Source organism: Oerskovia sp. PE-21s, from assembly GCF_056158145.1.
On record NZ_JBUXJM010000004.1, the window covers coordinates 336275 to 360096 of the forward strand.

Below are 23822 nucleotides of genomic sequence, written 5' to 3' on the forward strand. Positions count from 1 at the left end.
GTCAGTCCTCCGAGGGGATGGTGGGGAGCTTCGGGGCGGCCTTCACGTACGGGGCGCCGTTGGCTGCGGCCTGACGGGTGGCGACGAGGAGCGCGTCCTCACCGACCACGACCAGAGCGCGGCGGGCGTTCGTCATGGCCTTCGACATCTCCGACTTCGCGGCCGTCAGCGCCGCCTTGCCGGCCTTCTCCGCCTCGACCGCGGCGACGTAGCGGCGGGCCAGGTCGGTCCCGATGTAGACGTCGGTCGCCTTGTCGATGTCGGAGTACACGCGGCGCAGCGACTCGAGAGTGGCCGGGTGGTCGTCGAGCGGCGGGGCGTCGTCGTACAGGAGCGACTCCCAGAACTCGAACGCCTGCCGCTCGAGCTCGGCCCCGACAAGGGGGTCGTACTCGATGACGTACTCGGAGAACGTGAGGTACTCGCCGAGCACGGGGAAGTAGGTGAGTTGGTGTCCGCCGAGGTGCATCTGCCACATGGCCTGGATGGCGTAGTAGAGAGGGATCTCGTCGGTGCCGGGCTTGCCCCAGGCATCGCGGGTGTCGGCTGCGGTCTTCGCTTCGACGCCGACGATGGGCACGCCGTCACCGGTGGCGATGCCGTCCGGGGTGGCGGCAGCCCAGGGGAGCTCGCCGCGGGACAGGACGGTCTGCTCGGCGACGTGCGTGTACTCGGGGTGCTGGTCCTGCCACCACGCCATGACGGCGGGCTCGAGGTAGTGGCCGCGGGACTGCTCCCGGGTCTGCGCTGCACCCGGGTCGACGCCCTTCATCTGCTGCCATACGGACAGGGGTGACGCCCAGGGCGAGTGGCCCATGATCGCCGCGACCTTGGATGCGGTGACGAGGCTGAGGTGCTCGGGAGAACCGGGGACCAGGACGCGGTCTTCGGTGGCGGTCATCCTGCACCGCCAGCGAGGGCGAGGGCCTGCGAGGTCGCGGGCCCGTACTCGGCGACGGTCACGGTCGACGTGAGCTCCTGCGTCAGCATGTGCGCGAGGGGCTCGTAGAAGGTCAGCGTCCGGTGGGGCTCGTTGGGCGAGTCCTGCCACGACTCGTGGTCGGGCGTGGCGTGGAGTCCGTCCCTGCAGTAGCAGACGGCCCACTGGGTCTTGGTGGTGGTCATGGGTGGTGCCTCCGTGCGGTTCGTGCGAGTCGGTGGAGCAGCCATGCGGCTGCCGTGAGCAGGGCGGGGGCTGCGACGAGCTGGGCGCCGGAGAGCGGGGGAGCGGACACCCCGTAGATCACGGCTGTGACAGTGAGGGCGGTCGCGGTGGCGAGGACGATCGCCACACCCAGCGGGTTCACGTCGCCCTCGGCGCGAGAGGAGCCGGTCGGCCCTGCCCCTTGCAGTGGCCGCAGTCCGTGCTGCAGGTCGCGTCGCACTGGTCGTACCGGAAGCGACGCCTCTCGACGGCGGCTGCGAAGTCGGCTTGCATCCCGAGCAGCTGGGCTGCGGTGAACTCCCGGCCGGCGTCGATCAGGTCCTCCGAGCCGCTCATCGGGATGCCTCGAAGGCTGCGGTGAACGTCCGACGCTCTGCCTGGCGCAGCGGCTCGAAGTCGTCGACGCCGAGCAGTGCGTGGGCCGTCGCTTCAGAGACCTCGAGCGCGTCGTCGAGCGTGAACCCGTCGCGGGGGTCGAGGAGTTCGACCAGGTAGCAGCGGTCGGCGGTCTCGCAGTCGTGGCCGTTCAAGTCGCGGGAGATTGCTGCGACGTTGGCCGCGCGGTCGCCCTCCGTCGTGAAGCCAGCACCGCCGAGGGTGAAGAACTCGTTCTCGACGTGGTTCGCTTCGACGAGCTGCAGCAGGAACATGGGGGTGGCGCTCATCGGTCGCCTGCCAGTTCCCAGCGGCGCTCGGCCTCGTCAGCCATGAGGTCCGCGAGCGTCTCCAGCTCGGCCTCGGATGGGGCGTCCTCGCGGAGCGCGAGGTTCCTCTCGTACCTGTCCATCGGTAGTGTTCCTCTCGAGTGATGGGGTCCGGTCGTCTGTGGTGGATGCGCCGGGCCCCGTTGCTATGTGCGGGGTGAAGCAGGTGCGTCAGGCGTCGACGAGGCTCGCGAGGTACTCCTCGGGCGTCGTCGTGATGAGGTACCGGGCGCCTCGGGCGTTGGAGGCGCGCTTGGCCTCGATCCGGCCGGAGTAGATGAGGTCGTAGACCGAGGACGCGGGGAGGTCCAGGGCGGCGGCGAACGTGGACACCGAGCGGGACACGCGCTGGGTGACAGGGCGGGTCTTCGTGGAAGTGCGTGGCATCGGGGACTCCGTGTGTCTGGGGAACTCCTTCGTTGTTCCCTTGATGTCTCCGATAGTTCCACTTACATCCGACGATGTCAACGTCGAACATGGAAGATGAGACGGAAGTTCACCCGGACTCGCCTTGTGCAGGGTCGAATAGACCCCAGTTGACCAGCATCTTTGCCACTCACACCGTGTAGAGTTCCGTACTGTTCAGACCGACATCCTTGGTGTTCCATGAAGACGACGGAGACACAGTGACCACAGCGAGGGGTTCCCCATGCCTGACTACGACAAGGCACGAGAAGCAGTACGAGCCGCCCTCCGAGAGCGGTCCATCGAGCCGGCGCGCCTAGCCCGCGAAGCCAAGCTCGACCCCGGAACAGTCAACGACTTCCTCAACGGCCAGCGGTGGCCGCGATCCACCAGCCTCGGCAAGATCGAGACCTACTTCGACTGGGCCCCCGGGTACCTCGACCGTGTCGCGCGCGGCATCGAAGAGCCGAATGTGGGAGCGTCGCTACACGTCGGGGAAGGCATCCTCCTCGACATCGACGCCTCCGCGCTCGATGGGCTCTCGCTCGAGGAGCGCGACGAAGTCGTCACCGCAGCCAAACTGCGGGCGCTGCAGGTAGCGCGAGAGATCAGGCAGGGCAAGTAGGAGGCAGGATGGGCAGGCACTCCCCGTGGCATGACGCAGCAGCGCGGCACCCCGATGTGAAGATCGGACTCGCTAAGATCGCGCCGCTACGGGGAGCCTGGATCTCCACCGAGAACGTCATCGTCCTCGACGTCGACCTCGACCAGGCGAACTGCAACGCCACCCTCGCGCACGAGCTAGCGCACATCGACCTCAGGCACCACACCCACCAGGCGCCAGGAAAGTGGTTCGCCATCCGGTGGGAGCGTGAGGCTGACAACCTCGCCGCCGACCGCCTCCTCGACGACGTCGGCGAGATCGCCGAAGCCATGGCCCTCCACCCGCAGAACCTCGACATGGCCTCCGCGCACCTCGACGTCCCAGCTGAGGTCCTGTGGCGCCGCCTGACGCGCCTCAGCAACGCAGAGAAGACGCTCATCGTTGAGCGCCTCGACCGCGTCGAACGCGCCTGCTAGGACCCGAGCCCCAGGAGGCTGGCGACCTGCTCCATGGCGTCACGCGTCTGCCGATCCGCGGCGTGCTGGTACCCCTTCGACGTGACGATGCTCGAGTGCCCCAGGATCGACGTCACGACGACGTCCGGCACGTTGGCCTCCATCAGGAGCGTCGCGGTCGTGTGCCTGGCCTCGTGCAGCGTGTACCGCTCGCCGTCCGCCTTGGCGACGCCGGCGGCTTCCTGGGTGGCGTTCCATGCCTCGCTGTCCTCCGGCGGATCCAGGGGGTCGCCGTTCGGACGGGCCCAGACCAACCCGTACTTGCTCTCCGGGGCGATCGCCTTCCACGTCTGCAGTGACGTCGCGAACCAGGGCAGCATGGGCAGCACCCGGTAGCCGGAAGACGTCTTCGGGCGCACCAGGTGCCACGACAGTCGAAGCTGTCGCGCCTCGTAGCCATCTGGGACGCGGAAGACACCCCGGGCGCGGTCCTTGTACGGGAGCTGCTGCAGCTGCCAGGACACGTCGATCAGGCCGCGGTCGAAGTCGACGCAGTCCCAGGTGAGACCGATGCACTCGGCCTGCCGCATGCCCTGCAGGAGTGCGGCGACCCAGCGGGACCCGCCCGGCTGGTCCGCGGCGATGGCGAGGATTGCCTTGGCCTGCTCGATGGGGATCGCGCCGCGCGTGGATGCCGCCTTCGCGGGCGCCTTCGTCATCAGGACGCGCTGGGGGACGGCGTGGCCCTCGACGATCGCAGCGCGCAGCATGCGGGTCAGGACGCCCTGGGCGTACCGGGCCGTAGTGGACGAGCGGCCGGCGTCGCTGACGGCAGTGGTGACCTGGCGGACGTCCGCGGGGGTGAGCTCGGCGAGGCGTCGGCGGCCGATGGTCGGGACGATCCAGCGCCCCACGCTCGAGCGGTCGGTCGCGAACGTCTTCGGTCGGACGGCGCGCTCGTGCATCTTGAGCCACTCGGCGGCCCAGGTCTTGACCGTGGTGCTGCCGTGTACTCCGGCGGCGGGTGCGCCGTCGCGGTCGATCTCCTGACGCTTCTTCTTGAGCTTGGCCTTGCACTCGGCCTCGGTCTTCGCGGAGACGGTGATGCGTCGGCGTGTGCCGCTGATGGTGGTGCCGGCCTCGATGGTGGCGATCCAGCGGCCGTCGGACGCGCGCTGGTACACGCCTCCTGTGCCGTGTTCGCGGCGGCGTCGTGCGGTCATGGGAACTCCTGTCCGTGTGTAGCCAACACTGTAGCCGACCAGTCGGAACTATCGAAGATGTCGTGGACGTATCGAGGGGCCTAATGGCCCTCTCTTCCTAGTCTACTTCCACTTTCTTCTGACTACGGATCAGAAGGTTGGGGGTTCGAATCCCTCCGGGCGCACAGAACACGAAGGCCAGGAACCGCAAGGTTCCTGGCCTTCGTGCTTTTCTCGAGGAGTGTCGAGCCGAGGAGCTCCGGGGCGGTCAGCCGGGGCGGCCGACCGCCTCGCCGGTCACGGCAGCGCGGCCCGCGCTCCCGTGAGGTGGGCTGGGTCCGGGTCGTGCGCGACGTCGTCGGGTGTGATGCCCACCGACCTGGCGAGCGCCTCGACGTCCCCACCCTGGAGGAGCGGCAGCGCCTCGCGGACGTGCTCGTCGTCCCAGGTCCACCACCGGGCGCGCCACAGCAGCTTGCGCCGCAGCGGGTCGAACCGGTGGCGCACCACGCGCCCGTCGCCCACGATGACCGAGAAGGGCGCCACGTCCTTCGCGACGACGGCGCGCGCCCCGATGATTGCTCCGACCCCGACGTGCACCCCACCCAGGATCGTCGACTCGTACCCGCACCAGACCTCGTGCCCGACGACCGTGTCGCCGACGGGCCTCCACGCGTCGGCCGCCCCCTCGACGAAGTTGAACCCGTACGGCGTCACGGCGTCCATGTCGTGCCCCTGGTTGCCGCCCAACAGGAACGTGGTCCCGGACGCGAACTGGCAGAAGTTGCCGATCACGAGCTTGTCCGTCGGGACGCCTCGGTAGGTCGGGGACCCGGCGAAGAGGTAGCGGGCGCGGCCCGCGAAGCTCTCCTGGTGGTAGTGACCGCTGTACCAGGAGTGCCGCCCCTGGGCCAGGACGATGCCCGCGTGGTCCAGCACCTCGGGAGAGGTGTCGAGGCGCTCGACCACGGTGAAGTCGGGAAAGAGGTCTCGTGCGGTGGGGTCCATCGGGCCAGTGCACCGGAGCCTGTGCGTCGCGGGCAAGGCAATTGTGGGTCGCCCCGGTTCAGCCCGACGGCGAAGAGTGCACCGGGTGCTCTACCACCACGCCCGCTTGAAGCCCGCCGCCTCCGCGTCCTTGCGGCTCTCGAAGCACACGTCGGCCTTGACGTCCCGGAAGTTCCACTCCTCGCCCCGCACGTAGTAGACGTTGGTCGCGCCGTCGATCTGGCGCACGTAGAGGCCCTTGACCTTGCAGTCCTCGGGGATCGGGGCCTGGCTCGGCGTCGCCTCGGGCGTCGGGGGTGCCGGGGCGGGAGGGGGTGGTGCCGCGACGGGAGGTGCCTCGGGCGTGGGGGTCTGCGTGGGGCGCGGCCGGGGCTTCTCGACCGGGGGGACGACGGGGTCGCGGGGCGCAGGGAGCGTGCTGCCGCTCGGCAGCGGCTCGCCCGGGCACGTCGAGAGGACGGCGACGAGTGCCGCCTTCTCGGTGCTGGTCACGCGTAGGCCGTAGGTGTACTTGACGCCCACCTGGCGTGCGACGTACGCGCAGCGGAAGGCCTCGTTCGGAGGGAGCCAGGCCGAGGCGTCCCCGTCGCCCTTCTGCTGGTTGAGGGCGCCGTCGACGACCAGGAGGTTGAGCGGGTCGTTGGCGAAGGCCTCGCGCCGTGCCGCGTCCCACGTCCGTGCGCCCTTGTGCCACGCGTCGGTCAGGGCGACCACGTGGTCCACCTGCACCTTCTCCGAGGACAGCGGGCCGCGCTCGAAGGCGATGTCGGTGCCGCTGTACGGGTCGGCGAGCAGGCCCGTCAGGACGACGCAGTCGTTCGTGCCGGGCCGGAAGGAGACCCCGGACATCGACCGGGTGAGCGCGTCGTTGCGGGTGTCGCACCCGTTGCCGTCCGTGTCGGCGAAACGGGCTCCGAACGCCTCGACCGCGAAAGCGGCGGAGACGTCCCGGTCGCCGACCTCGAGCAGCGCGACCGTCGCGAGCGCCGACTGGGAGGGGGCTGCGGCCACGACGGCGTCGACGTCGAGGGCCGGGACCTCGAGGACGGCCGAGTTGGCCACCTCCAGGTAGTCCGGGGTCCGGTCCTCCGCGGGGTCCTCGACGGGTGGCGGAGCGGTGGTCGTCCTGGAGGTCACAGGGGTCGGCGGGGTGTCCGATCCGCCCTTCTGGGTGAGGGCGACCCCGCTCCCGGCGAGGGCCACGACGAGCACCGCGCCGCCGACCCAGAGCGCGGGCCCGGAGAGAAGTCCTTGCCGGGCGGGTCGCCCCGTCGAGGCGTCCCGGCGTGTCGAGGCTTGCTGGCGTGCCGAGGCGCGGGACGCCGTCGGGCCTGCGGGGGACACGGGCCGAGCAGCCCGTCCCGGCGGGGCAGGGACCGGCGGCAGCGCCCGGACGGTCGACGCGGGCGCGTACGACGCGGGCTGCTCCTCCACGGCCGGGCGGACCTCGGCGAACGGCATGGCGGGGGACTTCTCACCCGACGGGTTCGCCGGGCGGGGGGCGTCGACGCCGAGCGTCCCGACGCCGAGGGGGAGGCGTTGCGTGCTGGTCGGCTGGACCGCGGGGCGCGTGTGCTGGGACCAGCGGTCGCCGTCGAACCACCGTTCCGCACCGGCGGCAGAGGGGTCGGGGTACCACCCCGGAGCGGTGCGACCCATGACGCCTCCTGCTGCTCTGGTCGCCTGCGTGCAACCCGCCGGCGGCGTCCTGGACCGACAGGGCGATCGAAGGCTAGCGGAGAGCGTCGGATGGTCACGAATCGGTCCGGCGTCCACCCGGGGCAGGGTGTGGACGCGGTGTCACGTCGAGGCGACGACGGAGGGTGCGCGTCCTGCTTGACAGCGCTGTCAAGATCGGGTCTACTCGGCCCAGGAGCGCCGGACGGTCCTGGCCGCCCGAACCGCGTCGACCGCGACACGTCGAGGCGGAGCCAGTCGGGGGTGTGGAAGAATCCCCGCCAGTCGAACCGTGCGGGGGTGGGTGCACATGGCCGCAGGAGGCCGCACCGCACGCGGCGGAGGTCGCCCGACCCTCGCCGCGGTGGCAGAGGCCGCGGGGGTCAGCCTCAAGACGGCGTCCCGCGTGCTCAACAACGAGCCCAGCGTCGCCGAGGCGACCCGCCTCAAGGTGCGGGCGGCCGCCGACGTGCTCGGGTTCCGGCGCAACGCCGTCGCGGCGGACCTCGCACGCGGCGGTGGCTCCCGCCTCGTCGGGTTCGTGACCGGGGACATCGCGAACCCCTTCTACTCGGACCTCGCGGGCGGGATCGAGCGCGAGCTGCGCAAGCACGGGCTCCAGCTCATCACCACGAGCTCCGACGAGGACGCGGACCAGGAGCGCGAGCTCATCGACGCGCTGATCGAACGCCGCGTCGCCGCCCTGTTCATCGCCCCCACGGCCACCGACCACTCCTACCTGCACGCCGAGCTCGCGACCGGCGTGCCCGTCGTCTTCCTCGACCGCCCGCCGAGCGGGATCGAGGCCGACACCGTCGTGCTCGACAACCGTGCCGGCGCCGCCGCCGCGACCCGGCACCTGCTCGCGCAGGGCCACCGCCGGATCGCGCTCGCCGGCGACCTGTCCCGGCTGTGGACGTTCCGCGAACGGCACGAGGGCTTCGTCGCCGCACTGCGCGACGCCGGGATCGAGGACCCCGAGCGCTACGTGCGCGACGGGCTGCACGACGCCGCGACGGCCCGTGAGGCGGTCCAGGGTCTCCTCGCTCTCGACGAGCCTCCCACCGCGATCCTCACCGCCAACAACAAGATCACCCAGGGGGCGCTCCGAGCGCTGCGCACCGTCCAGGGCGCGCGCCGCGACGTCGCCCTCGTCGGGTTCGACGACTTCGAGCTCGCGGACGTCCTCGACGTGACCGTCGTGGGCTACGAGATCTCCGCGATGGGTCAGGAGGCCGCGCGCCTCGCGGTCGACCGCATCGAGTCGCCCGGGGGCGCTCCCCGGCTGCGCGTCGTCCCGACCGTGCTGATCCCCCGGGGTTCCGGGGAGATCGCGCCGCGCCTGGCGGCGGTGGAGGTCCCGGCCCGGCGATGACCCGACGGGGGTGAGCGTCAGGCCGGCCGCTTTGTCGTCGTCGTCCTCTTCGACCCCCGCGGATGTCTCTCGCAGGTAACGATTCGGCGTACCTCTTTGACAGGGGGAGAGGTGCGGTCTTAGGTTCGACCTGTTCCTGACAGCGCTGTCAACGACGAAAGTAGGACCCCATGCGTAACGGATTACGCGTCGCCGGGGCACTGGTGGGCACCGCAGCCCTCCTGGCCCTCGCGGCTTGCAGCGGCGACTCTGGTAGCGATTCCACCTCGGGTGGCTCGGGGGATGCCGCAGGCGGTGACGTCGAGGTCTTCACCTGGTGGGCCGCCGGTTCCGAGAAGGCCGGCCTCGACGCCCTCGTCTCGGTCTTCGACGAGCAGCACCCCGACTACACCTTCGTGAACGGCGCGGTCGCCGGCGGCGCCGGATCGGCCGCCAAGGACCTGCTCCAGACCCGGCTCCAGGCCAACGACCCGCCGGACACCTTCCAGGCCCATGCGGGCGCAGAGCTCACGGACTACATCGACGCCGCCCAGATCGAGGACATCTCCGACCTGTACGACGAGTTCGGGGTCACGGACGTCTTCCCGCAGGACCTCATCGACCTCCTCACGGTCGACGGCAAGATCTACTCGATGCCCTCCAACATCCACCGCTCGAACATGGTCTGGGCCAACCCTGCGGTCCTGACCGAGGCGGGCCTCGACCCCGCCGCGACCTACGCGACCCTCGACGACTGGTTCGCCGCCCTCGACGCGGTCCAGGCCACGGGCAAGACCGCCCTCTCGGTCGGCCAGACCTGGACCCAGGTCAACCTGCTCGAGACGGTCCTCATGGCCGACCTCGGTGCCGAGGCCTACAACGGGCTCTGGGACGGCACGACCGACTGGGAGAGCCCCGAGGTCACGGCCGCGCTCGAGGACTTCGAGAAGCTCATGAGCTACACCAACACCGACCGCGACGGCCTGGACTGGCCCGAGGCCACCCAGCTCGTCATGGACGGCGACGCCGCGTTCAACGTCATGGGCGACTGGGCCGTGGCGGCGTTCGAGGAGGCCGGCAAGACGGCCGGCACCGACTTCACCTACTTCCCGGTCCCCGGGACGGACGGCATGTTCGGATTCCTCGCCGACTCGTTCACGCTCCCCGTGGGAGCCAAGAACCCCGACGGTGCCAAGGCCTGGATCGAGACGGTCTCGAGCCTCGAGGGCCAGACGGCGTTCAACAAGGCCAAGGGCTCCATCCCGGCCCGCACCGACGCGAACCCGACGGACTTCTCCGAGTACCAGCAGACCGCCATCACCTCGTTCGCGGACGACACGATCGTGCCGTCGCTCGCGCACGGCGCAGCCGCCTCGGTCGCCGTGCTCAACGCCGTCTCGGACGCGACGAGCAAATTCACCTCCGGCGCCTCCGACCTGGCGCAGTACCAGGCCGACCTGGCCGCTGCCGCCGCCGAGTAGGGCGCGGGGCGGGCCCGTCGCGGAGCTGCTCGCGCAGCCCCGCGGCGGGCACCGCCCGGTCACGTCCCGTACCCGCGGCGTCCCGCCGCACCGCCTCGTTCCCCGCCGCACCGGTCGGCGGGCGCTCCCGCACCCCCGCGGCGAGCGCCCCGGACCGTGCCCGCACCCTTGGAGGATCACCGGTGATCCACTCCGCCCGACGCTGGGGGCCGCCACTGCTCCTCGTCGCCCCGTCCCTGATCCTGGTGGGGGTGTTCGTCTACGGCCTCATCGCGATCAACTTCTCGACCTCGACCACGGACATGCACAAGGCCGCACAGTCCACGGGTCAGGCGCCCGTGTCCAGGGTCGGCTTCCAGAACTACCTCGACCTGCTCGCGAGCCCGGAGTTCCAGCACTCGCTGCTGAACCTGCTGATCTACACCGTGGTCTTCCTGGTGGGCACCATGGTCATCGGCTTCGTCTGGGCCTGGCTCCTCGACAAGCCCGTCAAGGGTGAGGGCTTCTTCCGCGCCGTCTACCTGTTCCCCATGGCGGTCTCGTTCATCGCCTCGGGCGTCGTGTGGCGCTGGCTCCTCAACTCGAACCAGGACGCGAAGGCGAGCGGCCTCAACCGGCTGTTCCAGATGATCGGGCTCGACGCGCTCCAGAACGACTGGTGGAACAACGTCACGTTCGGCATCGCGGCCATCGCGATCCCCGCGATCTGGCAGCTCTCCGGCTACGTCATGGCGCTCTTCCTCGCAGGGTTCCGCGGCATCCCGGAGGAGCTGCGCGAGGCGGCCCGCATCGACGGCGCGAGCGAGTGGAAGCTCTACCGCTACGTGCTCTTCCCGCAGCTCACCCCGATCGCGCTGTCCGCGCTCATCATCGTGGGCCACATGTCGCTCAAGGCGTTCGACCTCATCATGTCGATCTCCAAGCCCTCGAACTACCAGACCAAGGTCCCCGCGGTCGACATGTACGTCTTCAAGTCGAGCTTCGACTACGCGAACGCGGCCGCGGTGGGCGCGATCCTGCTCATCATCGTGGCGCTCGTGATCGTGCCCTACCTGATCTCCCTGAACCGCAAGGAGAAGATCCGATGACCACGGTCACCACCCCCGTCGAGGCGACCGCACCGGGCTCGGGCTCGGGGTCCGGCGCCGCCGGCTCGCGTCGTCGCAAGAAGCCGGTCGAGCGGTTCTCCGTGGCCCGCACGCTGCGCTACGCGCTCCTGATCCTGTTCGTGCTCGTCGTGCTCGTGCCCGTCTACGTCCTGCTCGTCACGAGCTTCAAGGGACCGGGCGACGCGGCGCCGACCCGCGCGTGGAACCTGCCGCAGGTGTGGACCACGGAGAACTGGCAGGCCGCGTGGACCGCGCTGTCACCCGCGATCCTGCGCACGCTCCAGATGGTGATCCCGGCCGCGCTCATCTCGGCGTTCCTCGGGTCGCTCAACGGGTTCGTGCTCTCACGCTGGCGGTTCCGGGGAGCGAACCTCGTCTTCACGCTCATCCTCTTCGGCATGTTCATCCCGTATCAGGCGGTGATCATCCCGCTCAACCAGCTCGTCCTGAGCCTCGACCTGCCGAGCGGCATCCCGACGCTGATCGTGCTGCACGTGATCTACGGCCTGCCGATCACGACGCTGATCTTCCGCAACTACTACCAGACCGTCCCGAGCGAGCTCATCGAGGCCGCGCGCGTCGACGGGGCGGGCATGCTGCGCACGTACTGGTCGATCGTCCTGCCGCTGTCGATCCCGAGCTTCGTGGTCGTGCTGATCTGGCAGTTCACGTCCGCGTGGAACGACTTCCTCTTCGCGGTGTTCTTCTCCTCGAGCCAGAACGGCCCGGTCACGCTCGCGCTCAACAACCTCGCGAACGGTGCGCTGCTGCAGAACTACGGCGTCTCGATGGCGGGGGCGCTGTTCGCCTCGCTCCCGACCCTCCTGGTCTACATCCTGCTCGGCAAGTACTTCATGGGTGGGCTCATGTCCGGGTCGGTCAAGGGCTGAGACGGGCATTCGACGGGCATTCGACGAGCATTCGACGAGCAGAGGCCCGTCCGGGGAAGATCTCGGACAAGGACGACGAACGGGGAACGATGACGGTCATGGACGAGCCGGCACGCACGACGGGCGGGGCCGCGTGGCGTCACGACGAGCTGCGCAGGCTGCTCGCCTTCGCGCAGGCGTCGCTCGGGCCCGACGGCGGGGCGCGGTGGCTCGACGCCGACGGTGTCCCCGACGCACGCGAGCCCGTGCACACGTGGATCACCGCACGCATGGCGCACGTGTACGCGCTCGGGACCCTGCTCGGGGTGCCCGGGGCCGACACGCTCACGGACCGGGCCCTCGACGGGCTGCGCAGCCACCTCGCCGACCCCGTGGACGGCGGCTGGTTCGCCTCGCGCGGGCCGGGCGACATAGTCGACGACACCAAGAGCGCCTACGCGCACGCGTTCGTGGTCCTGGCCGCGTCGAGCGCCACGATCGCGGGACGGCCCGGGGCGCGCGAGCTGCTCGACGACGCGCTGCGCATCCTCGACCAGGAGTTCTGGGAGGCGGACCAGGGCATGCTGCGGGACGAGTGGGACCGTGCCTGGACCGTGTGCGCGCCCTACCGGGGGGCGAACGCCAACATGCACGGCGTCGAGGCGTTGCTCGCCGCGCACTCGGCGACCGGCGACGCCCTGTGGCTCGAGCGCGCGAGCGCGATCGCGCAGCGGGTCGTCGGTTGGGCCGCCGAGAGCGACTGGCGGGTCGTCGAACACTTCGACGCGGCGTGGCGGCCGCAGCCAGAGCTCAACGTCGACCGCCCCACGGACCAGTTCAAGCCGTACGGATCGACGCCGGGCCACGGTTTCGAGTGGGCGCGCCTGCTGCTGCAGCTCGACGCGGCGCAGGACTCCGGGGTCGCCTTCGCACCGGGGGCCCGCCTCGACGCCGCCCGCCACCTGTTCGACCGCGCCGCGGCCGACGGCTGGGACCCCGAGGAGGGCGGGTTCGTCTACACCGTGAACTGGTACGGGCGGCCTGTCGAGCAGCGCCGTTTCCACTGGGTCGCGGCCGAGGCGATCGCGGCCGCCGAGGTCTTCGCCCGGGTCACGGGCGAGGAGCGGTACGCGCGGCTCGCCGACGACTGGTGGGCGTACGCGCGGTCTCACCTCGTCGACGTCGAGCGGGGCTCGTGGCACCACGAGCTCGACGCCCACAACCGGCCGTCGGCCGAGGTGTGGGGCGGCAAGCCCGACGTCTACCACGCGGGGCAGGCGCTCCTCCTCGCGGACGTGCCGGTCACGGGGAGCCTCGCGGAGTCGGTCCGCGCCTGGCGCGCTCAGCGCGTGGAGTAGACCTGCACCTCGGCCGCCTTGACCACGAACCACACGCGTTCGCCAGGTGCCAGGCGCAGGTCGGCGACGGACGTCGGGGTCAGGTCGGCGGCGAGGTGCCCGACGGCGTCGCGCACCTCGCGCGGTCCCGTCGCCTCTCCCCAGGCCCGGAAGAGCTGCCCGTGCGGCTCGAGCGACGTGATCGTCACCGCGAAGGCGTTGCGCGGGCTGCCCGACGGCGCCTCGCGGTGGACGGCGACCGCCCGGGGCTCGAACATCGCTACCGCGGTGTCCCCCGCGACGAGGCCCTCGTCGTCGGCGACGACCCCGGCCACGACCTGCGTCGTGGTGAGGACGGTGCCCGCGCTGCTCGTGCCGGTCGCTGCGTCACCTCCCGCGCCGAGCCGCAGCCCGCCGTCGTCGGTCGCGGTGCCCGCGAGCAGGTTGATCCCCGCCAGGCGCGCCGCGAACCGCGACCGCGGGCGGGTCAGGACCTCGCGCGCCGGCCCGTCCTCGACGACCCGGCCGCCCTCCAGGACGACCGCGCGGTCGGCGAGGAGGAGGACGTCGAGCAGGTCGTGCGTCACGAGCAGGGTCGTGCGGGGGTGCGCGCGCTGGGCGTCGTGCAGGGCGCGACGCACCTGCTGCGCGACCCCGACGTCGAGCGACGCGAGCGGTTCGTCGAGCAGCAGGACGCGGGGGTCGGTCGCGAGCGCTCGCGCGATCGAGACCCGTTGCGCCTGGCCGCCGGAGAGCTCGCGCGGCCGGCGCCCGGCGAGGTGCTCCGCGTCGAGCGTCGCGAGGCGCTCGCGGGCCTGCGCCCGGGCCTCACGCCGGGTCGCACCGCGGGCGCGGAGCCCGAACGCGACGTCGTCGACCGCGTCGAGGTGCGCGAAGAGCAGCGGTCGCTGCGTGAGCCAGCCGACGCCGCGACGCCGAGGGGGGACTGCGGTGCCGCGCGTGGTGTCGGTGAGGACGGTGCCATCGATCGAGACGCGCAGCTCGTCGGGGCGCCCCGACCGGGGGCGGCCCCGGTGGGGGAGGAGGCCGGTGACGGCCTGGAGCAGGGTCGACTTCCCGGCGCCGTTGGGGCCGAGGACCGCGACGACCTGGCCGGGCTCGATCGTGAGGTCGAGGTCGACGCCGCGCTCCGCGAGGCGGACACGCACGCGCACCGGCGCGCCGAGGGTGACGGACCCGCCCGCCGCGGGTGACGCACCGGTCCGTCGGGGGTGACGCGACCCGTCGCCGTCGGCCGAGATCGCGTCCCCCTCGGCCGGCTTCCCGTCCCCCTCGTCGGGGGTCTCGCGGCCGAACGGCCCTCCGTGCACGGCCGCAGTGACGACCACGGCCACGACCACGAGCAGGAGCGACAGTGCGACCGCGGCGTCGGGGTCTGCGCTGCGCTGCAGGTAGATCTCGAGCGGCAGGGTCTGCGTGACGCCCTGGAGCGCCCCGGCGAACGTGATGGTCGCGCCGAACTCCCCGAGGGCGCGCGCGAACGCGAGCACCGCCCCGGACGCGAGCCCGGGCAGGACGAGCGGCAGGGTCACGCGGCGCAGGACGGTCGTGGGGGAGGCGCCGAGCGTCGCAGCGACCTCCTCGTAGCGCGCGTCGTGGGTCCGCAGCGCCCCTTCGAGGCTCAGCACGAGGAACGGCAGCGCGACGAACGTCTGCGCCATGACGACCGCGGTGGTCGTGAACGCGACCTCGATCCCCAGGACGGACAGGTGCTGGCCGATCAGCCCGCGCCGTCCGAACGTGTAGAGCAGCGCGATGCCTCCCACGACGGGCGGCAGGACGAGGGGGAGCAGCACGAGCGCACGGGCCACGCGCTGCCCCGGGAACGTGGTCCGCGCGAGGACGAGGGCCATGGGTGCGCCGAGCAGCACGCAGCACCCGGTCGCGACGAGCGAGGTCCGCACCGAGAGCCACAGGGCGTCGGTCGCGGTCGGTGAGGTGAGCAGGTCCCAGATCCCCCCGAGGCCCCCGGAGACGTCGAGGCGCGCGACCATGGCGACCACGGGCACGACGACGAACAGGGCCCCGAGGATCGCGGGGGCCAGGACCCAGCGGGGGAGCCCGCGCATCAGGTGGCCTCCCTGGTCCTCGCGGGGTCGTCGGGCCTCACGGCGCCCCGAAGCCCGCCTTCGCGAGCGCGGCCTGGCCGACGGGCCCGGTCACGAGGTCGAGCCACTCCTGTGCCAGTGCGGCGTCCGCGGCGCCGGAGGTCACGGCGATCGGGTAGGTGTTCAGGACGGTCTTCGTCTCGGGGACGTCGACCACCTCGACGTCGTCGCCCGCGAGGGTCGCGTCGGTGACGTAGACGAGCCCGGCGTCGGCCTCCCCGGCCGTGACCTTGGCGAGCACGTCCGTCACGCTCGCCTCCTCGCTCACGCGGTGGACGGTGGTCCCGGCGGCGGCCTCGACCTTGGCGGTCGCGGCCCCGCAGGGCACCTCGGCGGCGCACACGACGACCTTGAGGTCCTCGCGCGCCAGGTCCGCGAACGACGTGATGCCGCCAGGGTTCCCGGCGGGCACGACGACCGTGAGGGTGTTGGTCGCGAAGACCACGGGGTCGGCGGCGTCGCCGCCCTCGACGACGCGCTCCATGTTCGTGGTGTCTGCCGACGCGAACACGTCGCCGGGGCTCCCGGCGAGGAGCTGGTCGGCGAGGTCGGCCGACCCCGCGAACGACAGGGCGACGGTCACGCCGTCGTGGTCGGCCTCGAAGCCCGTGGCGAGGTCCGCGAACACGTCGCGCAGCGAGGCGGCGGCGAGCACGGTGAGCGTCTGCTCGGCGGCGGGCGCGGAGCCGGTGTCTCCGGGGTCCGCCGTGCTCGACGGCGCCGCGCACCCCGCGAGCGCGGCCACCAGCAGGGCGGTGGTCCCCGCGGTGAGCGTGCGCAGGGCGGGGCGTGCGGCGGGATGCGTCGTGGTGCGGGGGGTGGCGCGGGGAACGATGGTGCGGGTCACGCGAGGCCTCCTGGCGTCTCGACGATCACGGTGGTGGCCTTGACGACGGCGACGGCGAGACTCCCCGGTTCGAGACCGAGCTCGTGGACGGCCTCGGTGCTCATGAGGGACACGACGCGCTGTCCACCGCACAGCATCTCGACCTGGGACATCACGGTGTCGCTGACGACGCCGGTGACGATGCCGACGAACCGGTTCCTGGCGGAGCGGGCGACGCCCGAGGGGTCGGGCGCGGACTGCGCGGTGCGCACAGCCCACTCGGCGAGCTGCGCGCCGTCGACGACCTTGCGACCGGAGCCGTCGAGCGTCGCGTCGAGGTCTCCGGCGTCGACCCAGCGCCGCACGGTGTCGTCACTGACGCCGAGCAGGTCGGCTGCTTCCCTGATCCGATAGTGCGGCATGAGGACGACTATAGGCCCGCAGATGCGGATTGCCGGACTGGTCGCGTGACGGTTGAGCACCGGTTCCAGCACATATGCCCTATTTGGCGGCCCGGGCGTGGCATGCTCGGGCGGTGCGCACGCACCGGTGCGCGGGGAAGATCGGAGGACTCGTGGTTCGTCGGTACTGGAGCTCGCTCGCACTGATCGTGATCGGCGCCGTCTGGGCGCTGGGCGGTGGGATCGCCGCGCTGACCGGCAAGGACGGACCGCAGTCCCCGATCCTGTTCGTGGTGCTGGGCGGCGTGGCCGTGCTGGTCGGCGTCGGGAGCGCCGTCGTCCGGTCCCGTACGCGCGACGAGGTGTGACGGCGGCGCGGGGCGGAAGCGTCGGTCCGTCCGGAGGCGAACGCGAGAGGCCCCGCACCAGCAGGTGCGGGGCCTCTCGACGTGTGGAGCGGATGACGGGAATCGAACCCGCGCTATCAGCTTGGGAAGCTGAAGTTCTACCATTGAACTACATCCGCGTGACGTGGAACCCTGCAGCTCGCGGGCCGTCTCCGGCCGGTGCGAGCCGGTGAGGAACCGGCGTGCGTCCACGATCATACCCACGTCGGGCCAGGATGCCAGCATCTTGTGCCCGAGCACTGCCTGAGGAGGCGTCTTGTCCGAGAACCCGTACCAGCAGCAGCCCACCGATCCTGCGGCTGGAGCGGACCCGTACGGCACGTACGGTGGGGCGCCGCAGCAGCCCGCGTACGGCGCACCGACCGACCCGTACGCCCAGCAGCCGGCCTACGGCGAGCAGCCCGCGTACGGCGAGCAGCCGGCCTACGGCGCGGACCCTTACGCCCAGCAGCCCGGGTACGGGTACGGCGCGCCTCAGCAGGGCTATCAGCAGGGGTACCAGCAGCCGTACGGCGCGTACGGCGCCCAGCAGCCGGGCTACTACGAGGACCCGAACGCGAAGTCGCGGCTCGCGGCCGGTCTGCTCGGCATCTTCCTAGGGTCGCTCGGCATCCACCGCTTCTACCTCGGGTACACCGGGATCGGCGTGGCGATGCTGCTGATCTCGGTCCTGTCGTTCGGCTTCCTGGCGCCGCTCGTCGGGATCTGGGGTCTCGTCGAGGGCATCCTCTACCTGACGTCCAAGAGCGGTCAGTACTCGGTCGACTCCACGGGCCGCCCGCTGCGAAGCTGACGTACCCCGCGGCCCGATACTCCGCACCGGCGCCCCGCCGGTGCGGAGTACGGTTGCCCCGTGCTCCTCTCCGACCGCGACATCACTGCCGAGATCGACGCCCAGCGGGTCCGCCTGGACCCCTACGACCCTGCGATGCTCCAGCCGTCGAGCATCGACGTGCGGCTCGACAAATTCTTCCGGTTGTTCGACAACCACAAGTACCCGTTCATCGACCCGTCGACGGACCAGCCGGACCTGACGCGCCTGGTCGAGGTCGAGCCGGGCGAGCCGTTCATCCTGCACCCGGGCGAGTTCGTCCTGGGCGCGACCTTCGAGCAGGTCTCCCTGCCCGACGACGTCGCGGCCCGTCTCGAGGGCAAGTCCAGCCTGGGCCGCCTCGGTCTCCTCACGCACTCGACGGCCGGGTTCATCGACCCGGGTTTCAGCGGTCACGTGACGCTCGAGCTGAGCAACGTCGCGACGCTCCCGATCACGTTGTGGCCGGGCATGAAGATCGGCCAGCTGTGCTTCTTCCGCCTGTCGTCGGCCTCGGAGCACCCGTACGGATCGTCGATCTATGGTTCTCGGTACCAGGGCCAGCGCGGGCCGACGGCCTCGCGTTCCTGGCAGAACTTCCACCGCACCGACGTGTGATCCCCAGCCGGCTCGATCGAGCCCGCCTGATCGGACGTCGTCACCGCAGAGAGGCCGAACCCACCGTGTCGCAACCGACCAGCCCGACCCTCCAGCCGTTCCCCGCGTCGTCGGCGCAGGCCCACCAGGCGCGGCACCTGCTCGCGCTGCCGGGGGACGTCGAGGTCGACGAGGTCGAGACCCTTGCCGTGTCCAGGTTCGCGGGCGCGCGGTGGGACGTGGCGCCGTCGGGCACGGACCCCCTGACGCCGGCGCCCCGCACGGCCAGGCCGGGCGAGCCGGGAGTCCTGCGCACCTCGCGGCACACGACGCTGACCGGACCGTACTCGCCGTGGTCGGCAGACGGGGTCAACCCCGGCCTGCCGCCGGGCACGGAGCAGGTGTTCGACGTCGTGTGTCCCCGCGACCGTGGTGACGCCCCGATCCCTGGTGGTGGAGACCGCGACGGTGTCGGGCGGGCCTTCGCGTCCGGGTTGCCGACGCGTGAGGAAGAGCGTGTGATCGCGTGGCTCGTCGAGGTCGCGCGCCGCCTCGGCGGGTCGATCCGGGTCGATGCCGGCAACCCGGTGTCCCCGGCGGTGGTCCTGACCCCGGACCCGGGCGTCGCCGTGAACATGTCGGTGTTCTCGGACGTGTGGCTCGACCCGCAGGCGGCGGTGGCCGTCGTGGGGGCCGTGCACCCCCGGGTGGTGCTCGCGACCGAGGGGAGCCCGTACCAGGGGCCGCCGCAGGGTATCGGGGAGATGCCGCTGTTCCGGGGCGAGAAGTTCGACCCCGAGCTGCGGCGGGCGCTGCACGCGCAGGCGGACGACATCGACATCGCGGCCCTGACGAGCGGCAAGATCCTCGACGGGTACGGGCTCGTGATCGACATGGGCGTCGACGGCCTCGTGGCCGTCGAGGTCGGTGGCGAGGAGCAGCTGCCGCTGCTGCTGCGCAACCTGCCGTGGGCGTCGCAGGGCGCGGTCGCGTACCGGGTGCGCTGGGAGCCGCGGGACCTCGTCGAGGCGCAGATGGAGGTGCCGTCGTTCGAGCTGAAGATCGCGCGCAAGCGTGCTGCCGAGCTCGTCGCGACCGTGACCCGGGCGCTCTACGCGGCCGTGGGCGGGGAGATCGCCGACGAGGCCGACTTCCTGGTGGACCCGCAGGACGTCTGAGGGTTGGTTGCGCTCTCATCCGTGCCCCGCATACCCTCGACCGGCCGGCAGGAATCGGGTGAACAGGGCGAGGTGGGCATGTCGGAGGGTGCAGTGCGCAGCAGCGCGGCCACGGCCCGCCGCCGCGGGAACCCGTTGGCGCTCGCGGTCCTCGCCCAGCTCGGCGACAAGCCCATGCACCCCTACGAGATCGCGCGCGTGCTCAAGGACGGCCGCAAGGACGAGTCCGTCCGGCTGAACTACGGCTCGCTCTACTCGGTCATCACGGCACTGGTGCGCGACGGGTTCATCGAGCCCGCGGGCACCGAGCAGGACGGGAACCGGCCCCAGCGGACCGTCTACCGGCTCACGGGGGCCGGGCGCGAGGAGGTCGACGACTGGATGCGAAGCCTGCTCGAGACCCCGGTCAAGGAGTTCCCGCAGTTCATGGCGGCGCTCAGCTTCATGCAGGTCCTCGCGCCCGACGACGCCGCCACCCTCCTGCGCACCCGCCTCGTGGCGCTGCGGGTCGCCGTCAGCCGGCTCGAGGACGACCTGGAACGCCGCGTCGAGGAGGCCCCGGCCCCCTTCACCGCCGAGACCGAGTACGAGCTCGCGCTGCTCCTCGCCGAGCTGCGGTACACCGAGGTCCTGGTCCGTCGCCTGGGGGACGGCACGCTGCGCGGCCTCGACGCCTGGGGGACGAGCGCGGTCGACGAGGCGGTCCCTGCCCTGTAGCCGGCCTCCGGTGGCTCGTGCCGGTCGGTGGCCGAACCGTGGCTCGCCGGTGCATTCCCGCTGAACCTGTGACATCTCCCACCGGTCCACGGGGCGTCGCGTGGTCTTGAGGGCCTCGTCGAACGGTAAAATACCTACCGGACCCGGTGTGTCTCCGGGCCGTCCTCCACCTGCGCGCCGTCGAGCAGGAACGGTCGGTCCGCGCGGCGCCGGCGGTCCGTGTTCTCGCCCACCCGCCCCCGACCAGGACGGAGCGGACGTGCTCTATCTGCTCGTTGCGCATCTGGCAATGGCACTCGGCGCGCCCGCACTCGTGTCGGTGCTGGGCCGCAAGGCGTTCTTGGTGATGGCCCTCGCGCCCGCCTCCGCCGCTGTCTACGCCCTCAGCTGGACCACGCGCGTCATGGACGGCGTGCACCCCACCGAGGTCACCCAGTGGGTGCCCGGCCTGGGGCTCGAGCTCGCCTTCCGCATGGACACCCTGTCGTGGCTCATGCTGCTGCTCGTCGGTGGCGTGGGCGCGCTGGTCCTCGTGTACTGCTCGGCCTACTTCTCTCCCACCGCCTCGGGACTCGGCCGCTTCGGGGCCGTGCTCACCGCGTTCGCGGGAGCCATGGTCGGCCTCGTCACGTCCGACGACATGCTGCTCCTGTTCGTCTTCTGGGAGCTCACGACCGTCTTCTCCTACCTGCTGATCGGTCACTACGCGGACCGCAAGGCGAGCCGGCGCGCCGCGATGCAGGCCATCGTCGTGACCACGGCCGGTGGTCTGGCGATGCTCGTGGGCGTCGTGATCCTGGGGGTCCAAGGAGGGACGTTCCGCCTCTCGGAGATCATCGCGGACCCGCCGACGGGGGGCGCCGTGACCGCGGCGATCGTCTGTCTCCTGGCCGGTGCGGCGAGCAAGGCCGCGCTCATCCCGCTGCACTTCTGGCTCCCCGCGGCCATGGCCGCGCCCACCCCGGTCAGCGCCTACCTGCACGCCGCGGCCATGGTCAAGGCCGGTGTCTACCTCGTCGCGCGCTTCGCCCCCGCGTACTCCGACACCACGGTCTGGCGCACGATCGTCATCGTCCTGGGCGTCGGCACGCTGCTCCTGGGCGGCTACCGGGCGCTGCGCCAGCACGACCTCAAGCTCGTCCTGGCGTTCGGCACCGTGAGCCAGCTCGGCCTGATCGTCCTGCTCGTGGGCCTCGGGACGCGGTCCGCCGCGCTCGCGGGCCTCGCGATGATCGGCGCGCACGCCATGTTCAAGGCGTCGCTCTTCCTCGTGGTCGGCGTGGTCGACGCCGCGACGGGTACCCGCGACCTGCGCCGGTTGACGGGCGTCGGGCGCGCGCTGCCCCTGACCGCGCTCGCCGGCGGGCTCGCGACCGCGTCCATGATCGGCCTGCCCCCGCTCGCGGGGTACGTCGCGAAGGAGGCCGCGCTCGAGTCGCTCCTGCACGGCGAGGGGCCGGCCTGGGTGAACACGGTCGTGCTGATCGGCGTGGTCGTGGGCTCGATGTTCACGGTCGCGTACGGGGTGCGGTTCTTCTGGGGAGCGTTCGCGACCAAGCGGCACGTCGCCGCGGCGGTGGCTCGTGCCAACGAGCACGTCCGGGTCGAGGCCGTCACCAAGGACGCAGCCGCGCAGGGCTCGTCCACGCCGCCGGCTGCCGCCATCCAGCGCGGCCCGGGACTCGCGCCCGACGACGCCCCGATCGACCCCGCGCGCATCCACCGGCAACCGGCGCTCCTCGTGTGGCCGGCCCTGGTGCTGGCCCTCCTCGGACTCGCGACGGCCCTCGTGCCGCACTTCGGCGAGGACCTGCTCGCGCCCTACGCCGACACGTACCCGGTCGGCGAGCCGGGCCACCTGGTCCTCTGGGCGGGCTTCACCCCCGCCCTGGGGCTCACGGTCCTGATCCTCGGGGTCGGTGCCGTGCTGTTCTGGCAGCGCAACGCGGTCGAGCGGTTCCAGGCGTCCCTGTGGACGGGCCCCGAGGCCGACCGCACGTACCGCCGGATCATGCGCCGTCTCGACGAGGTCGCGGCCGACGTCACCGCGGTCACCCAGCGTGGTTCGCTGCCGTTCTACCTCGGTGCGATCCTCGTCGTCCTGGTCGCCGGACCCGGTCTGCTGATGTTCGTCGGCGGGCAGTGGCCCGAGCAGGTCAAGCCCTGGGACCGCCCGGCGCAGGTCGCCGCGGTGGCCGCCATCTGCGTCGCGTCGATCCTCGCCGCCCGGTCCCGTCGCCGCCTCAAGGCCGTGATCCTCGTCGGGATCGCCGGGTACGGCAACGCGATGCTGTTCCTGCTCCACGGTGCGCCGGACCTCGCGCTGACCCAGGTCCTGGTCGAGACCATCACGCTCGTCGTCATGGTGCTCGTGCTGCGCCGCCTGCCTCCCTACTTCTCCAACCGCCCGCTCGTCGCGTCGCGGTGGGTACGCCTGGGGCTGGGCGTCGCGGTGGGCGTCGTCATGATGGGCTTCGCCCTGACGGTGCCGCTCGCCCGCGTCGCGAGCCCCATCTCGCTCGACTTCCCTGCCGAGGCCTTCATCCACGGCTACGGCAAGAACATCGTCAACGTGACGCTCGTGGACATCCGTGCGTGGGACACCATGGGCGAGATCTCGGTGCTGCTGGTCGCGGCGACCGGCGTCGCGTCGCTCGTCTTCCTGCGCACCCGCAGCGGCGAGATCCTGCGCGAGCGCGACGCGACGTCGTCGGGCGCGACCACCCCGGGCATCTGGGCCAACGAGGAGGACCCGGGGGCCGCGCTGCGCCGTCGCGGGGTCGACCAGGCCACCGAGGCGGGCAAGCAGCCGCGCATGCTCGTGTGGCTCAGCGCCGGGCGGACGCTCGCCCCGCAGCGGCGGTCGGTCATCTTCGAGGTCGTCACGCGCGTGCTCTTCCACTCGATGATCGTGTTCGCGATCTTCCTGCTGTTCTCGGGGCACAACGCACCCGGTGGCGGGTTCGCGGCCGGGCTCGTCGTCGGGATCGCGCTCATCGTGCGATACCTCGCCGGCGGGCGGTACGAGCTCGGCGAGGCCGCGCCGGTCCACCCGGGCCTGCTGCTCGGCACCGGGCTGTTCCTGTCCGTGGGGGTCGGGCTGATCGGCCTGTTCATGGGCAAGAGCGTCCTGCTGAGCACCGCGATCGACATCAGCCTGCCGCTCATCGGGACCGTCCACCTGGTCACGTCCCTGTTCTTCGACGTCGGGGTGTTCCTCGTCGTCGTGGGCCTGGTGCTCGACATCCTGCGCACCCTCGGCGCAGAGATCGACCGGCAGGCCGAAGCCTCCGCCCGGGAGGACGCAGGACCCATGGAAGCGATGGAACCGGACCAGATCGGAGGGGGGCGACGATGAGCCTGACGAACCACCTGCTCGCGCCGCT

25 protein-coding genes and 1 tRNA gene are annotated in these 23822 nt (G+C 71.5%); 13 read left to right on the plus strand and 13 right to left on the minus strand.

The genetic code is table 11. The features are described 5' to 3' along the window. Position 1: 1 nt before the first annotated feature. The 6 genes from ACZDYF_RS10235 to ACZDYF_RS10260 all read right to left on the minus strand — a co-directional run bounded on the left by ACZDYF_RS10235 (position 2) and on the right by ACZDYF_RS10260 (position 2256). The gene (locus tag ACZDYF_RS10235) at positions 2 to 901 is read right to left on the minus strand and encodes a lambda-exonuclease family protein (protein WP_475056173.1); all 900 of its coding nucleotides are present in this window, start codon (positions 899 to 901) and stop codon (positions 2 to 4) included. Further along, positions 898 to 1125 carry a hypothetical protein gene (locus tag ACZDYF_RS10240; protein ID WP_475056175.1) on the minus strand — a complete coding sequence of 76 codons (228 nt, stop codon included), beginning with the start codon at positions 1123 to 1125 and terminating at the stop codon, positions 898 to 900. Before ACZDYF_RS10240 ends, ACZDYF_RS10235 begins: the two co-directional genes overlap by 4 nt. 178 nt (positions 1126 to 1303) lie before the next feature. Continuing rightward, the gene (locus ACZDYF_RS10245; RefSeq protein ID WP_475056177.1) at positions 1304 to 1501 is read right to left on the minus strand and encodes a hypothetical protein; all 198 of its coding nucleotides are present in this window, start codon (positions 1499 to 1501) and stop codon (positions 1304 to 1306) included. Next, positions 1498 to 1815, minus strand: coding sequence for a hypothetical protein (locus tag ACZDYF_RS10250; protein ID WP_475056179.1), 318 nt, complete (start codon positions 1813 to 1815; stop codon positions 1498 to 1500). The genes ACZDYF_RS10245 and ACZDYF_RS10250 overlap by 4 nt, the downstream gene beginning before the upstream one ends. An 11-nt stretch (positions 1816 to 1826) precedes the next feature. Then, entirely contained in the window at positions 1827 to 1952 is a 126-nt protein-coding gene (locus tag ACZDYF_RS10255) for a hypothetical protein (protein ID WP_475056182.1), read from the minus strand. An 88-nt stretch (positions 1953 to 2040) separates the two neighbouring features. After that, positions 2041 to 2256 carry a hypothetical protein gene (locus ACZDYF_RS10260; protein WP_475056184.1) on the minus strand — a complete coding sequence of 72 codons (216 nt, stop codon included), beginning with the start codon at positions 2254 to 2256 and terminating at the stop codon, positions 2041 to 2043. Positions 2257 to 2518: 262 nt separating this feature from the next. Between ACZDYF_RS10260 and ACZDYF_RS10265 the strand changes: the two genes are divergently transcribed. Both ACZDYF_RS10265 and ACZDYF_RS10270 read left to right on the plus strand, forming a co-directional pair. After that, the gene (locus ACZDYF_RS10265; RefSeq protein ID WP_364075414.1) at positions 2519 to 2899 is read left to right on the plus strand and encodes a hypothetical protein; all 381 of its coding nucleotides are present in this window, start codon (positions 2519 to 2521) and stop codon (positions 2897 to 2899) included. Between the two features lie 8 nt (positions 2900 to 2907). Then, positions 2908 to 3354 (plus strand): ImmA/IrrE family metallo-endopeptidase, encoded by a 447-nt coding sequence (locus tag ACZDYF_RS10270; RefSeq protein ID WP_475056187.1) that lies wholly within the window; start codon positions 2908 to 2910, stop codon positions 3352 to 3354. On the opposite strand, the gene ACZDYF_RS10275 is transcribed toward ACZDYF_RS10270, so the two are convergent. From ACZDYF_RS10275 to ACZDYF_RS10285, 3 genes are all read right to left on the minus strand, one after another. Continuing rightward, complete coding sequence (locus ACZDYF_RS10275) at positions 3351 to 4556, minus strand: tyrosine-type recombinase/integrase (protein ID WP_475056189.1); 1206 nt, start codon at positions 4554 to 4556, stop codon at positions 3351 to 3353. The two genes, ACZDYF_RS10270 and ACZDYF_RS10275, sit on opposite strands and share 4 nt — an antisense overlap. 276 nt (positions 4557 to 4832) lie before the next feature. Then, a complete protein-coding gene (locus ACZDYF_RS10280; protein ID WP_475056191.1) occupies positions 4833 to 5543 on the minus strand; it encodes a CatB-related O-acetyltransferase in 711 nt (236 codons plus the stop codon). A gap of 90 nt (positions 5544 to 5633) precedes the next feature. After that, a complete protein-coding gene (locus tag ACZDYF_RS10285; RefSeq protein ID WP_475056194.1) occupies positions 5634 to 7202 on the minus strand; it encodes a GmrSD restriction endonuclease domain-containing protein in 1569 nt (522 codons plus the stop codon). 382 nt (positions 7203 to 7584) lie between these two features. Here ACZDYF_RS10285 and ACZDYF_RS10290 point away from each other — a divergent pair, with 382 nt between their 5' ends. From ACZDYF_RS10290 to ACZDYF_RS10310, 5 genes are all read left to right on the plus strand, one after another. Beyond that, a complete protein-coding gene (locus tag ACZDYF_RS10290) occupies positions 7585 to 8595 on the plus strand; it encodes a LacI family DNA-binding transcriptional regulator (protein ID WP_475056196.1) in 1011 nt (336 codons plus the stop codon). Positions 8596 to 8765: 170 nt separating this feature from the next. Beyond that, on the plus strand, positions 8766 to 10055 hold the full coding sequence (locus ACZDYF_RS10295; protein ID WP_191789818.1) for an ABC transporter substrate-binding protein: 1290 nt from the start codon (positions 8766 to 8768) through the stop codon (positions 10053 to 10055). Positions 10056 to 10237: 182 nt separating this feature from the next. Then, on the plus strand, positions 10238 to 11143 hold the full coding sequence (locus ACZDYF_RS10300) for a carbohydrate ABC transporter permease (RefSeq protein WP_475056199.1): 906 nt from the start codon (positions 10238 to 10240) through the stop codon (positions 11141 to 11143). Beyond that, complete coding sequence (locus tag ACZDYF_RS10305; protein WP_191789816.1) at positions 11140 to 12054, plus strand: carbohydrate ABC transporter permease; 915 nt, start codon at positions 11140 to 11142, stop codon at positions 12052 to 12054. Before ACZDYF_RS10300 ends, ACZDYF_RS10305 begins: the two co-directional genes overlap by 4 nt. 98 nt (positions 12055 to 12152) lie before the next feature. Further along, a complete protein-coding gene (locus ACZDYF_RS10310; RefSeq protein ID WP_475056201.1) occupies positions 12153 to 13391 on the plus strand; it encodes an AGE family epimerase/isomerase in 1239 nt (412 codons plus the stop codon). Here ACZDYF_RS10310 and ACZDYF_RS10315 read toward each other — a convergent pair. The 3 genes from ACZDYF_RS10315 to ACZDYF_RS10325 are packed head-to-tail and all read right to left on the minus strand — an operon-like array spanning position 13376 to position 16747. Next, positions 13376 to 15460: an ABC transporter permease gene (locus tag ACZDYF_RS10315; protein WP_475056203.1), complete on the minus strand. Its 2085-nt coding sequence runs from the start codon at positions 15458 to 15460 to the stop codon at positions 13376 to 13378. The two genes, ACZDYF_RS10310 and ACZDYF_RS10315, sit on opposite strands and share 16 nt — an antisense overlap. A 37-nt stretch (positions 15461 to 15497) precedes the next feature. Beyond that, positions 15498 to 16346, minus strand: coding sequence for a molybdate ABC transporter substrate-binding protein (modA, locus tag ACZDYF_RS10320; protein ID WP_475056205.1), 849 nt, complete (start codon positions 16344 to 16346; stop codon positions 15498 to 15500). Next, entirely contained in the window at positions 16343 to 16747 is a 405-nt protein-coding gene (locus ACZDYF_RS10325; protein WP_191789813.1) for a TOBE domain-containing protein, read from the minus strand. Before ACZDYF_RS10325 ends, modA begins: the two co-directional genes overlap by 4 nt. A gap of 152 nt (positions 16748 to 16899) precedes the next feature. Between ACZDYF_RS10325 and ACZDYF_RS10330 the strand changes: the two genes are divergently transcribed. After that, positions 16900 to 17094, plus strand: coding sequence for a hypothetical protein (locus tag ACZDYF_RS10330; protein WP_191789812.1), 195 nt, complete (start codon positions 16900 to 16902; stop codon positions 17092 to 17094). An 84-nt stretch (positions 17095 to 17178) separates the two neighbouring features. On the opposite strand, the gene ACZDYF_RS10335 is transcribed toward ACZDYF_RS10330, so the two are convergent. Continuing rightward, positions 17179 to 17252, minus strand: a tRNA-Gly gene (locus ACZDYF_RS10335). A gap of 137 nt (positions 17253 to 17389) precedes the next feature. On the opposite strand from ACZDYF_RS10335, the gene ACZDYF_RS10340 reads away from it, so the two are divergent. The 5 genes from ACZDYF_RS10340 to ACZDYF_RS10360 all read left to right on the plus strand — a co-directional run bounded on the left by ACZDYF_RS10340 (position 17390) and on the right by ACZDYF_RS10360 (position 23794). Next, positions 17390 to 17926 (plus strand): TM2 domain-containing protein, encoded by a 537-nt coding sequence (locus tag ACZDYF_RS10340; protein ID WP_475056208.1) that lies wholly within the window; start codon positions 17390 to 17392, stop codon positions 17924 to 17926. 60 nt (positions 17927 to 17986) lie between these two features. After that, positions 17987 to 18562: a dCTP deaminase gene (gene dcd, locus ACZDYF_RS10345; protein WP_030151112.1), complete on the plus strand. Its 576-nt coding sequence runs from the start codon at positions 17987 to 17989 to the stop codon at positions 18560 to 18562. 65 nt (positions 18563 to 18627) lie between these two features. Then, positions 18628 to 19719 carry a hypothetical protein gene (locus ACZDYF_RS10350; RefSeq protein WP_191789810.1) on the plus strand — a complete coding sequence of 364 codons (1092 nt, stop codon included), beginning with the start codon at positions 18628 to 18630 and terminating at the stop codon, positions 19717 to 19719. Between the two features lie 78 nt (positions 19720 to 19797). Further along, the gene (locus ACZDYF_RS10355) at positions 19798 to 20436 is read left to right on the plus strand and encodes a PadR family transcriptional regulator (RefSeq protein WP_475056216.1); all 639 of its coding nucleotides are present in this window, start codon (positions 19798 to 19800) and stop codon (positions 20434 to 20436) included. Between the two features lie 259 nt (positions 20437 to 20695). Further along, a complete protein-coding gene (locus tag ACZDYF_RS10360) occupies positions 20696 to 23794 on the plus strand; it encodes a Na+/H+ antiporter subunit A (protein ID WP_475056220.1) in 3099 nt (1032 codons plus the stop codon). Positions 23795 to 23822: the final 28 nt, after the last annotated feature.